The organism is Flavobacterium soyae (assembly GCF_045348165.1).
GTDB classification, from domain to species: domain Bacteria; phylum Bacteroidota; class Bacteroidia; order Flavobacteriales; family Flavobacteriaceae; genus Flavobacterium; species Flavobacterium soyae.
Map to the genome: position 1 here is coordinate 3,417,916 of NZ_CP150845.1, position 13,359 is coordinate 3,431,274.

At 37.6% G+C, this 13,359-nt stretch carries 6 protein-coding genes; all 6 read left to right on the plus strand.

The genetic code is table 11. The features are described from left to right. The first annotated feature begins 42 nt into the window (after positions 1-42). The 6 genes from AABD74_RS14635 to AABD74_RS14660 all read left to right on the plus strand — a co-directional run bounded on the left by AABD74_RS14635 (position 43) and on the right by AABD74_RS14660 (position 13,352). Positions 43-3,096 carry a beta-L-arabinofuranosidase domain-containing protein gene (locus AABD74_RS14635; protein ID WP_406843325.1) on the plus strand — a complete coding sequence of 1,018 codons (3,054 nt, stop codon included), beginning with the start codon at positions 43-45 and terminating at the stop codon, positions 3,094-3,096. 109 nt (positions 3,097-3,205) lie between these two features. Further along, positions 3,206-4,897 carry a DUF885 family protein gene (locus AABD74_RS14640; RefSeq protein ID WP_406843326.1) on the plus strand — a complete coding sequence of 564 codons (1,692 nt, stop codon included), beginning with the start codon at positions 3,206-3,208 and terminating at the stop codon, positions 4,895-4,897. Positions 4,898-4,972: 75 nt separating this feature from the next. Beyond that, complete coding sequence (locus AABD74_RS14645) at positions 4,973-7,660, plus strand: DUF5695 domain-containing protein (protein WP_406843327.1); 2,688 nt, start codon at positions 4,973-4,975, stop codon at positions 7,658-7,660. A gap of 7 nt (positions 7,661-7,667) precedes the next feature. Beyond that, positions 7,668-9,770 (plus strand): beta-galactosidase, encoded by a 2,103-nt coding sequence (locus tag AABD74_RS14650; protein WP_406843328.1) that lies wholly within the window; start codon positions 7,668-7,670, stop codon positions 9,768-9,770. Between the two features lie 196 nt (positions 9,771-9,966). After that, complete coding sequence (locus tag AABD74_RS14655; protein WP_406843329.1) at positions 9,967-12,108, plus strand: family 43 glycosylhydrolase; 2,142 nt, start codon at positions 9,967-9,969, stop codon at positions 12,106-12,108. A 32-nt stretch (positions 12,109-12,140) separates the two neighbouring features. After that, complete coding sequence (locus AABD74_RS14660) at positions 12,141-13,352, plus strand: M24 family metallopeptidase (RefSeq protein WP_406843330.1); 1,212 nt, start codon at positions 12,141-12,143, stop codon at positions 13,350-13,352. Positions 13,353-13,359: the final 7 nt, after the last annotated feature.

The window sequence follows — 13,359 nt, forward strand, 5'->3', positions numbered from 1 at the left end:
GAATAGTATAGAGATTTTTAAATCGTGGAGAAAAATTGAATTATGAAAAGATATAAAGTACTTATTTGGACATGGCTGAGTTTTTGGGCATTGTGTACAACTGCTGTACAGGCACAAAACGGTGATCAGATTTTAGATGGAATTGGTGAGACTGGACTAATTGCCCGCTATTTATTTGATGGTGATGTAAAAGACTGGTCACGAAACAACTGGCATGGAAAAATAGAAGATTCTAAAGCTAAATTTGTCAATGATGAACAGTTTGGACGAGTATTGTATCTGCTGGCCGATAATCAGGCTTTTGTTTCGATTCCAGGCGAAGCACTGTCTGGTGAAGAATCTCTAAGTATTACAGGATGGATTTTTATGCGTTCTAAACAGAAAGACCAGTGTTTTTTTGATTTTGGAAAAGATGCCAAATCCCATTTATATCTCGCCCCAATAGGCACAAAAGATAAAGAAGGTTTGTATACAGAAATCACAAAAGGTACAGAACAATATGATACACAGGCAGCAGCTCTGGAAGAAGGAAAATGGAATCATATAGCCGTTGTGGTTAATATTCCGTCTAAAACAATGAGTACTTATGTAAACGGAGTATTGGCAGGTGAAACAAAAAATGTAAATCTGGAATTGGAGCAGTTATTTGATAAAAATTCCGGCAGTAAAAATACATTGTACATAGGGAAGTCATTAATCTCTGAGAATAGTTATCTCAATGCTAAATTACACGATTTTAGAATTTACAGAATTGCATTAAGCGATAAACAAGTTAACAGGATTTATAATAATGCTTTAACCGCAGGTCAGGAAGAAGAAGCAGAAGAAGACCTAAAAGCAGATCTTCCGTTATTTTCTAAAACAACTCCGCAATTGTATAATCAATACCTGACCAGTGTTTCAGATATTGAAGTAGAAACAACACAGGGAAATCTGCCAAGACTTCCTGCATTTATAAAAGGCATATATCGTGACAGAATTACTGGTCCGGAAGTTCGTGTAACCTGGCCTTCGCCAACAGATAATAATCAGGTGCTTAAAACAGGTAAATACATCGTAACGGGAAGTGTTCCGGGTACAGATTTAAAGCCTAAAGCTGTTGTAGTTGTAAAAGAGGCGAAAAAAGCAAATAACCCGGAGCGTAAATTAGAAGTTTTTAGTCTGGATCAGGTTTCTTTAAATAATAATAACCACGGAGAACATACAAAATTTATCGAAAACCGTGATAAGTTCTTCACCACACTGGCACAGACAGATCCTGATTCTTTTCTGTATATGTTCCGTAATGCTTTTGGACAGGAACAGCCAAAAGGAGCAGAGCCGCTGGGTGTATGGGATACTCAGGAAACCAAATTACGCGGACACGCCACAGGACATTATCTCACAGCAATTGCTCAGGCGTATGCAGGTACGGGATATGATAAAACATTGCAGGCCAATTTTGCCGATAAGATGAACTATATGGTAAATATATTGTATCAATTATCGCAAATGTCAGGCAGCCCAAAGGAAACTGGCGGGAAATATATATCAGATCCAGCTGCTGTGCCATTTGGGCCAGGTAAAACAGCCTACGATTCTGATTTGAGTGCCGAAGGTATCCGCACTGATTATTGGAATTGGGGAAAAGGATTTATTAGTGCCTATCCGCCGGATCAGTTTATAATGCTGGAAAACGGGGCAGCTTATGGAGGGCAGAAAACTCAAATTTGGGCACCGTATTATACTTTACATAAAATTCTTGCCGGATTAATGGATGTTTACGAAGTAAGCGGTAACGAAAAAGCGCTAAAAACAGCTAAAGGAATGGGAGACTGGGTTTATGTCCGTATGAAAAAACTGCCTGAAGAAACCCTTATCAGTATGTGGAACCGCTATATTGCCGGAGAATTTGGAGGTATGAATGAAGCGATGGCAAGATTGTACAGAATTACAAAAGATCCTCATTATCTTGAAGCAGCACAATTGTTTGACAATATAAAAGTGTTTTACGGTGATGCAAAACATTCACACGGACTGGCTAAAAACGTTGATACTTTTCGCGGACTGCATGCCAATCAGCATATTCCGCAGATTATGGGAGCGCTTGAAATGTACCGTGATTCTAATTCTGCTGATTATTACCACATAGCCGATAATTTTTGGTATAAAGCAGTAAACGATTATATGTACAGTATTGGCGGCGTTGCAGGGGCCAGAAATCCCGCTAATGCAGAATGTTTTATCAGTCAGCCGGCTACCATTTATGAAAACGGTTTTTCATCCGGCGGTCAAAATGAAACCTGTGCAACTTACAATATGCTTAAATTAACCGGAGATTTGTTCCTGTATGAACAGCGTGCCGAGCTGATGGATTATTACGAACGTGGTCTTTATAACCACATTCTGGCTTCTGTAGCAGAGAATAGTCCGGCAAATACCTATCATGTTCCGTTAAGACCCGGCTCAGTAAAACAATTTGGGAATCCGCACATGACAGGTTTTACCTGCTGCAACGGTACAGCCATCGAAAGTAATACCAAATTTCAGAATTCGATTTATTTTAAAAGTGCCGATAATAAAGCACTTTATGTAAATCTGTATGTGCCTTCAACTTTAAACTGGAAAGAAAAAAATATAACGATTGAACAGATAACCGCTTTTCCAAAAGAAGATAATACCAAATTAATGATTAAAGGAAATGGAAAATTCGATATTAAGGTACGTGTACCGCACTGGGCATCAAAAGGATTTTTTGTAACCATAAATGGCAAAGAACAAAATGTAAAAGTACAGCCGGGAAGTTACCTTACTTTGAACCGCAGCTGGAAAAACGGAGATATTATAGAACTGCGCATGCCATTTGAGTTTCATCTGGAACCGGTTATGGATCAGCAAAACATTGCGAGCTTATTTTACGGCCCGGTATTGCTGGCAGCCCAAGAACCAGAACCGAGAAAAGACTGGCGTAAAGTAACCTTAGAGGCTAAAGATATTAGCAGATCGATAAGTGGAGATCCTAAAAAACTGCAGTTTATTATAGACGGCGTTCTTTTTAAACCTTTTTATGAAACCTACGGACGTCATTCTGTTTATCTGGACGTGACACTGAAATAGTGAATAGAAAAGTAAAATAAGTTTGCCGCGAATCACACGATTTCTGCAAATTTAATTCGTGTAATTAGTGGCAAAAGCCAAAAAAAATCAGAATCATTAAACCAAAAACATGAAAAAATCAATTTTAAGTTTTATTCTATTTTTATTTGTGGTAACGCCTCTGTTTTCCAGCGAGCTTACAGATGTAGTCAATACATATCAGTCAGATAAAACGGCACTGCAGAATTTTTATTCTAACAACGAATCAGAAGAATATTATGTACGCTTTTCTAAATTTTATGACGATTGGACAAAAAAGCTGGGAGAGATTGATTTTAAAAGCCTGTCTAAAGATGCCAAAGTCGATTATCTGCTGCTTAAAAACCTGATTAGTAAAGAAAACTATTTCCTGCAGATAGAGTTTAAAGCCTATAAAGAAGTACAGCCTGTATTAGATTTTACAAATGATATCACACTTTTTATTCAGGAAAGAAGAAGAGGAAAACGACCGGTTTCAAAGCAGCTTGCCAAAGCATTTGATGATGCCGGAGTTAGCATAGATAAAAAAACAGAACTGCTGAAAAACAAACCTTTTAAAGATTGGTTTGCTGCAGATAAAGCAGCAAAATCAGCAGCAGCATTTCAGAAATCATTAAAAGAAGCTTATGAGTTTTATTACAGCTATGATCCTGATTTTACCTGGTGGATGGAAAAACCGTATAAGAACTTATCAGTCAAACTTAAAAACTACGAAGACTTTTTAAGAACAAACTATTCTAAGACAAGTATAAAAGACGACGGAAGCGGTATTATAGGAAAACCAATAGGGAGAGAAGCCATAATAAAAAGTCTGGCTTACGAATATATTCCGTATTCGCCAGAAGAATTGATCGCTGCTGCACAAAATCAGTTTGAATGGTGTAAAAAAGAAATGATTAAAGCCTCAACGGAATTAGGCTACGGAAATGACTGGAAAAAAGCCCTTGAGCATGTTAAAGATACTTACGTTCAGGCTGGTGAACAGCCACAGGCGATTACGAATTTGTACAATCAGTCTGTAAAATTTATAGAAGACCGGGATTTAATTACCCTGCCGGATTTGACAAAAGAAACCTGGCAGATGATTATGATGACACCAGAACGTCAAAAGATAAACCCGTTTTTTACCGGAGGCTGGGAAATTAGCATTTCGTATCCAACAGAAGATATGGACCAGAAGGATAAGTTGATGAGTATGCGGGGGAACAACCCAAATTTTTCATTCGCAACCGTTCAGCATGAGCTGCTTCCGGGACATAACCTACAGTTTTTCATGAACAGCCGTTACAAGTCGTACCGCCAGCCTTTTGATACACCATTCTGGATGGAAGGCTGGGCTTTGTATTGGGAAATCATACTTTGGAACAAACAATTTCCGCAGACACCAGAGCAAAAACTCGGAATGTTATTTTGGAGAATCCACCGCTGTGCACGAATTATTTTTTCATTGAAATATCATTTGGGAGAAATGACGCCGCAGCAATGTATTGATTTATTAGTAAATGAAGTGGGCCACGAAAGAGCAAATGCAGAAGCAGAAGTAAGACGTTCTTTTGCGAGCGGAGACGCACCGTTATATCAGACAGCGTATATGACAGGCGGATTACAGTTTTATGCCTTAAGAAATGAACTGCTGGCAAAAGGATGGACAGAAAAACAGTTTCATGACCGTGTTTTAAAAGAAAATATAATGCCCGTAGAAATGCTCCGAATCCTCTTAGAAGATTTACCTGTTTCTGAGGACTATAAAACAAACTGGAAATTTTCGACTGATTTTAAATAATTGAAAGTCTCTTTTAAAGAAGTATAACAAAGAAGCCGGACACGACCTGTTTTGCTCTTAAAAATAATAAAAGATATGAAAAGAATAAAAATACTGGCTTTGATAATCTGCTGTTCTGTAGTTTCCAATTTACAGGCGCAGGAATATTGGGACAAGATTAAAGCAAAAAAATCAACGCTTGAAATTGATAAAGGTTTTACGACTTTAAGCACAAAATCTTTTGAAATCAAATTATTGAAGTCATCCCAAACGGTGGCGTCTTTGTCTCCTGTTTCAGATAAAACTTTTGATTTTACACCGGGAGACCGACTGGCAATTCGTGATAAAGACGGTTTGTATCAGTTAGGCGATATTAACCTGCGAATTAAAGCTGTCGACGCATCCTGGAAAAGTTATTCAACAGCAGCTAAACGTGCAGCTGTTACCGCTTTAAGCGTTTCAGGAAATACTTTGGCGGCGGCAGATCTTTCTAATACACTTCCGGCTGACATTCCGGTTACGATAAAACGTTTCTATGAAGAAAAAGAGGGGAATTTGGTAGTGCGTTTTGAAATCACAAACAAATCTAATGCAGCGGTAGAAATTGGGGCTTTAGGAGTTCCTATGATTTTTAATAACATTCTGGAAGGAAAAACACTCGATGAAACCCATCTTCATAATGTATTTTTTGATCCTTATATTGGTAAAGATGCAGGCTATCTGGAAGTAAAACGATTGAGCGGCCACGGTCCGGCTTTGTTAGTACTTCCTGAGATGAATATGCCTTTTGAAGCGTATCGGCCATTACTAGATGATGAAACACCAAGAAGCATTGTTTTTGAAGGTTTTCACGAATGGATGCCTGTTTCCAAAGCCTATGCTGAGCAGGAATGGAAAAAAGCAGAACAATGGAATTCGCCAACTTCAGTACTGCTTCAGGTGGGAGAGGTTAAAAACTTCTCCCTAAAGCTTGTATTGGTTAATCAGATTGAGAATATTCAGGCTGGTTTAATTCAGAACGAACGTCCGGCTGCTGTTGGAGTTCCGGGTTATGTTTTGCCTCTGGATGTAAACGGACAGCTTTTTCTAAAATATAAAAAAGCAGTCAAATCCTTAAAAATTGAACCAGAAGGAGCTTTGACAATAACACAGAAATCAAAAGATAAAAATGGTTATTTTCAATATGAAGTGCAGGGAAAAAAATGGGGAAGAGCCAGATTAACCGTAACCTATGAAGACGGATTAGAACAGACAATTAACTATAAAGTAATAAAATCTGAAACGAACACCATTGCAGATTTCGGACATTTTTTGACAACAGCCCAATGGTTTGATCAAAAAAATGATCCTTTTCACCGTAATCCTTCGGTAATCTCGTATGATTATGAAACCAAAAAACAGGTTAGTCAGGACAGCCGTGTCTGGATTGCAGGTTTAAGTGATGAGGGCGGGGCAGGCGGCTGGCTTGGCGCTGTCATGAAACAATTGATTGATCCAAATAGAGAAGAAATAGCAAAATTAGAGCAGTTTGTTGATAAGACTTTATGGGGCGGAATTCAGTATAATACTGCCGATACACTTAAATACGGAGTTAAAAAAAGTGTGTTTTATTATGAGCCGGCTTTAATGCCGGAAGGTACTTACAGCAAAGAGGTAAACTATAAAACCTGGGCAGCCTGGGACAAAAAAGGCGCAGATGATCCGGGAAGATCTTATAACTATCCGCATGTTGCCGCTGCGCACTGGACTATGTATCGTCTGGCCAGATATCATGATGGTTTAGTTACGAATCATACCTGGGACTGGTATTTAAAAAATGCTTATGAAACCAGTATTGCCATGACAACTTTAGCACCGTATTATGCGCAGTTTGGACAAATGGAAGGAACAGTATTTTTATTGATTTTAAAAGATTTAAAAACTGAAGGATATACCGAAATGGCAGCTAATCTGGAAGCCAAAATGAAAGCCAGGGCAGATCACTGGAGAACATTGAATTATCCTTTTGGCAGCGAAATGCCGTGGGATTCTACAGGTCAGGAAGAAGTATATATGTGGTCTGATTATTTTGGATATACAGATAAAGCAAAAGTAACCCTTGATGCTATTTTGGCCTATATGCCTACAATGCCGCATTGGGCTTATAATGGAAATGCCCGCAGGTATTGGGACTTTCTTTACGGAGGAAAATTATCGAGAGTAGAACGTCAGATTCATCATTATGGTTCGGCACTAAATGCCATTCCGGTTTTGGAACAGTATAAAAAAACGCCGGATGATTTTCATTTACTAAAAGTAGGGTACGGCGGATTATTAGGCGGAATTTCAAATATTACACAGGATGGTTTTGGACCGGCTGCTTTTCATTCTTATCCTGAAACACTGCAGATTGATTATTTATCCGGGGATTATGGTTCCGGTTTTTTTGGATATGCCGTAAATACCGCTGCTTTTATTACCAATGAAAAAGAGTATGGCTGGCTGGCTTTTGGAGGAAATTTAAAAGAAAAAGGAGATGAGATTGAAGTAGAAATTACAACTGCTGCAAAATCTAAAGTATTCATTTCGCCAATAAAAACAGGATTGACACTAGATGCGGGAACATTTAAAAAAGTAACTTACAATACTAAAACAGGTGCTGTTACAATAACATTGAACAGTAAAGATAATTATACGCCTAATGCTTATTTAAGAATAGATAAAGATGTAAAATTGTCTTATGAAAAAGTTAGGGGAGCTTATAAAATTCCTTTAAAAAATAAACCTGTACAAATTAAATTATAAGTATGAAATGAAGCGGAAATCAATAAAACACCTTTTCAAAAAAATAGTATTTACTTTATTCGGATTACTTACGGGTTTAAATTCCGGTGCGCAGAATTTTGAAAAATTTTTTCCAAAAAAAGATTTAACTACAGTTGGCGTATATTATTACCCCGAACATTGGGATCAGAGTCAGTGGGATCGCGATTTGAAAAAAATTGCCGAAATGGGTTTTGAATTTACTCACTTTGGCGAATTTGCATGGGCGCAGTTAGAACCGCAGGAAGGTGTTTATGATTTTAAATGGCTGGATAAAGCGGTAGGAATTGCTGCAAAATATAATTTAAAAATAATTATGTGCACCTCAACCGCTACACCTCCGGTATGGCTGGTCCGCCAGCACCCTGATGTACTCGCCACTTATGAAGACGGCACCAAAACAGATCATGGTTCGAGACAGCACGCTTCATTTTCAAGTAATTATTATCGAAGCTATTCGCTGAAAATGATTGAAGAACTGGCAAAAAGATATGGCAGTAATAAAAACATTATTGGATGGCAGGTTGACAATGAACCTACGCGTTTTCTGGATTACGGAGCAGATGCACAGCAGCGCTATCGTAACTGGCTAAAGGAAAAGTATACAACTATTGATGCCCTGAATCAGGCTTGGGGAAACAATTTCTGGAGTGGAACTTACAGCAGTTTCGATCAGATTAATATTCCGTTGCACAAAGAATGGGGAATGAATTTACATTCGCAGTTAGACCATTATCGATTTGCAGATGAAGAAACCGCAACTTTTCTGGACAGCCAGGCAGTTACAATACGAAAGTATGCAGATAAAAATCAATGGATCACTTCTAATTACAGATCTAACTACGACGAAAGTTTCGTTGGAATGAGTAAAGAATTAGACTTTGACTGTTATACCCGTTATTTGGTTTACGGCGGAAGCCTGGGAATAGGACCAAATGGGTATCGCTTAGGCGATTATACCAGTATTGGCATGTCTAATGATTTTTTTCGTCCCTTAAAAGGTATGTACGGCTGTATGGAATTACAGCCGGGACAAGTAAACTGGGGAAGCATCAATCCGCAGCCACTGCCCGGAAGCATCCGTATGTGGTTATGGCATGTTTTTGCCGGCGGCAGTAAATTTACCTGTACCTATCGTTTTCGTGCGCCTTTGTATGGATATGAGCAGTTTCATTATGGTATTGTAGGTACAGATGGTGTTACACCAACCGCTGGCGGTAAAGAATTTAATCAGTTTATAAAAGAAATTGATACACTGCGAAAGAAGTATGATGCTAAAGCTGCATTGCCGGATTACTATTTAAAACGTAAAACCGGAATTTTGTTTAATGCCGATAATGTGATGGCGATTGAATTAAACAAACAGACAAAAGAGTGGAATACAATTGGGCATTTCTTAAAATATTACAAAGCAGCTAAATCAATTGACGCACCGGTTGACTTTGTTCGCGATACGGCTGATTTCTCGAATTATCCTTTTTTAATAGTACCGGCTTATCAGATGATTGATCAAAAAATGATCGATAAACTAAATCTGTATGCCAAAAATGGAGGAAATTTAATAATGAGCTGCCGATCCGGAATTCAAAACCGTCAGGGTCATCTTTGGGAAGCTAAGTTCTATGAACCTATGTGGAATTTAATAGGTTCTCAAATAGAATCGTATGATTTGTTAATGCCGCAGTCTCCGGGTATAATAAAATTTGATAATCAGGAATTTAAATGGACAAGCTGGGGCGATTTACTAAAACCAAATAAAGAAACAGAAATCTGGGGAACCTATGACGGAGATTTTTACTCGGGAACGCCAGCCATTATTTCACGTAATTTAGGTAAAGGAACCGTAACCTACGTTGGCGTAGATTCTAAAAATGGTGAACTTGAAAAACAAGTCATAAGAAAGTTATACCAGAAACAAAATACGCCTATAGAAAATTATCCTGAAGGAGTTATGGTGGAGTATCGCGACGGATTTGGTATAGCAGTTAATTATTCGGATAAAATCTATCAAATTAATTTACCAAAAAGCGCCAAAATTATTATTGGAAACACAGCAATAAAAACTGCTGATGTATTGGTTTGGAAATATTAATATAAATCTGTTTTGGGTAATTCAAAAACCATTGTCAGGTCAAGCAAAGTTGAATTTTGCCGGGCTGAGCGAAGTCCAATTTTGTCAGGCTGAGCGAAGTCGAAGCCCTTTCCGTTTAAAAGCCTTCGACTTCGCTCAGGATGGCATTTATTTTTTATAAAAATATTTTACTCAGTTTAATTTATAATACAATGCAATGCTGAAAAAGAAACTATTTTATAGTCTTATTATACTTGTTTTTACGGGAACCATCATGGCTCAGGATGATGTTCAGGTAAACGGTCCAGGTGCTGGAAATCCCATTTTACCGGGCTGGTTTGCAGATCCCACTATCAAAAAGTTTGGAGACATTTATTATATCTATGCCACAACAGACAACGAAATGCTGGCATCTGGAGCTCCTACGGTCTGGTATAGTAAAGACCTGAAAAACTGGTATAATTATATCATGGAAATTCCTTCTTTTTCTGCAAAATCAATCACTAATTTTTGGGCTCCCGATATAATAGAGGGAGACAACGGTAAGTATTATTTGTATTTTGGGAATTGCGAAATAGGCTGTAATATTTACGGATATGTATCAGATTCTCCGGTTGGGCCATGGACAAAATTGAGTGAAAACGATGTTCCGGTTATTTCAAACGGATATCCCAGAGAAGGTTTTCCATCACTTGATGCACAGTTTTTTAAAGATGCAGACGGCAAAATATATGGATATTGGGGAACGTGGGTGCATTATAATGGCGGATATGCTGTAGGAGAATTGGATAAAAATACAATGAGTGAAATGAAAAATTCAGTCAATATTCCATTAGAACAAACCCCGGCTCCATTTGAAGCAGCTTATATGATGAAAAAAGGATCCAAGTACATTTTAATGTATTCAGGAGCTTCCTGTCATGATGAAACCTACAATGTTCGCTATTCCTATTCTAATTCGCCTTACGGGCCTTTTACTCCGGGGAAAAACAATCCTATTTTGAGTACCAATGAAGATCAAAGTGTTCATGGTCCCGGACATCATTCTGTTTTACAGGAAAAAGACGATTACTACATCGTCTATCATAAACATGATTATCCCATGACAAGAGGCGGACTTGCAAGGCAGGTTTGTATCGATAAAATGATTTTTGAAAATGATTCGACAATCCAAAAAGTTATCCCTGCAAACCAAGGAATTGAAAAATTAATACAATCTGAAGTACCTGAAAATATTGCTTTTAAGGCAAAAACAACCGCTTCTTCCTTTTATCATTTAAAATCAACTCAGTATAATTATGAATATAAACCGTCTTTTGCCACAGATGATAATAATGCCACAATGTGGAAAGCGGCTGATAATACCACACCTCAGTATTTAATAGTTGATTTAGGTTCTGAGAAAAAAATAAAAAGAATAATGACTCAGTTTGAATTTGCGAGTTATTATTACCAGTATAAACTGGAATATTCTCTAAACGAAAAGAACTGGAATATGTATGCTGATAAATCCAGAAATCAAACGGCGGGAAGCCCAATGATTGATGATAATGATGTAACTGCCCGTTATATAAAACTAACTGTTTTAGCGGCTGAAAAAACGGGACTTTATCCCGCAGTCTGGAATATAAAAGTGTACAGTTCCTTATTTGATATTCCTCTTCATTTAAAAAATAAACCATCAGTTAAAGTTCCGGCGGAAAAAAGCAGTAAAAAAATGATTGTTGATCTAAATGCCAAAAGTTTTAGTAACCTTAGTTCAGCTTCTTTTTTAAATAAAGGATCTATAGGCGGCATTTTTGAAAAAAGCGGGGATATTTCTTTAGAAGAATTAAACGGAATTAAAGCTTTTAATTTTAAAAAAGGAGCTTTGACGCTAAATAAACCAGTTCCTAAAAGTCTGGCATGGAATGGCTCGTATACCGCCGCAGTCTGGGTTAAAAATCCCGAGATAGCAAACGAAGGAGAAATTTTAGTTTCCTGGTGTGACAGGCAGGCATTGGGTTTGGCAAATTCCTATAATGCATTGGCATATAACAGCGGAAATTATGGTGCTGGCGTACATTTAGACGGTCATTTTGATATGAGATATAAAAAAGTACCCGAAGCCGGTAAATGGCATCACATTGTTTTAACTTTCGATGGTGTTGTAGAAAAAGTATATGTGGATGGTATTTTAGATAATTCACAAAATATGCTATTATCATCTGCCATAGATAAGGCAAAAATTATAATAGGAGCATCAGATGCGGGAGAATATTTTTCCGGATATATTGCATCAGTACAAATGTATGACTATGCACTTACTCAGGAAGATCTGCAAAAACTGATGAAAGAAACTAAACCAAAAGAGAAATAAATAACCATAAGATTTAATTTAATTTAAAAAAAATGACAATAGGTGCAGGAGGCTCAAATGCCGCAGCTGAATTAGAAAAAATAGAAAACAGAACCTATGATGTTCAGCCTATTCTGCTGGAAGAATATTTAGGGCGTATCAAAAAAGCCGTACAGCTAATGAAAGACCATTCTGTTAAAGTACTATATCTAAATGCAGGAACCAATTTGTATTATTTTACAGGAACGCTTTGGAGTGCTTCTGAAAGAATGGTGGGAGCTTTGCTTTTTGATGACGGCTCTTTAGAATATATCGTACCAAAATTTGAAGAAGGCACTTTTAAAAAATACAAAAAAGTTAACTCTTCTATTAACTGTTGGGAAGAACATGAATCTCCGTATGTTTTGTTTGGAAACTTATTGAATACAAAAAATATTTTAACGGGTTTAATTGCAATTGATGAATCAGCCCCTTATTTTTTGGTTGATGGAGTTTCAAAAGCAAATAGCAGTTATGATTTTATAACGGCACAAAATATTACGTCGGCTTGTAGAATGCAGAAATCTAAAAATGAAATCGCGATTATACAGAAAGCAAAAGATATTACGATGGAGGTTCAAAGAGCTGCTGCGAGAATATTAAGACCCGGAATTACAGTGGGTGAAGTCACAGATTTTATAAATAAAGCCCATATCAAAGCAGGAATTTCTTCCGGTTCTTACTTCTGTATTGTTTTATTTGGAGATGATACACAGTATCCTCACGGTGTTTCGGTCCCGCAGCCTTTAAAAGAAAATGAAGCAGTTATTGTAGATACAGGCTGCAGGTTAGAAGGATATCTTTCTGATATTACCAGATCGTATGTTTATGGAGAAGCTTCTGATGAATACAGAACTATTTGGAATTTAGAAAAGAAGACTCAGCTTGCTGCTTTTGAAGCTGCAAAGATTGGTGCTTCCTGCGGATCAGTAGATGATGCAGCCCGAAAAACATTGGCAGAAGCCGGATTAAGCCCTGATTATAATTTACCGGGATTACCGCACAGAGTGGGACACGGAACCGGACTTGATATTCATGAATACCCGTATTTAGTCCGCGGAAGCGAAATAAAACTGCTGGAAGGAATGGTGGTGAGTAACGAACCAATGATTTGCATTCCGGGAAAATTCGGAATCAGACATGAAGACCATTTTTATATGACTGAAAATGGAGCAAAATGGTTTACTGAACCTATGTTTATTGTTGACAATCCTTTTGGGTATTAATTTTTAA

Coding starts and splice junctions, on each gene's coding strand:
- AABD74_RS14660 (WP_406843330.1), top strand. CDS start 12,141: ATGACAATAGGTGCAGGAGGCTCAAATGCCGCAGCTGAATTAGAAAAA.
- AABD74_RS14640 (WP_406843326.1), top strand. CDS start 3,206: ATGAAAAAATCAATTTTAAGTTTTATTCTATTTTTATTTGTGGTAACG.
- AABD74_RS14655 (WP_406843329.1), top strand. CDS start 9,967: ATGCTGAAAAAGAAACTATTTTATAGTCTTATTATACTTGTTTTTACG.
- AABD74_RS14635 (WP_406843325.1), top strand. CDS start 43: ATGAAAAGATATAAAGTACTTATTTGGACATGGCTGAGTTTTTGGGCA.
- AABD74_RS14645 (WP_406843327.1), top strand. CDS start 4,973: ATGAAAAGAATAAAAATACTGGCTTTGATAATCTGCTGTTCTGTAGTT.
- AABD74_RS14650 (WP_406843328.1), top strand. CDS start 7,668: ATGAAGCGGAAATCAATAAAACACCTTTTCAAAAAAATAGTATTTACT.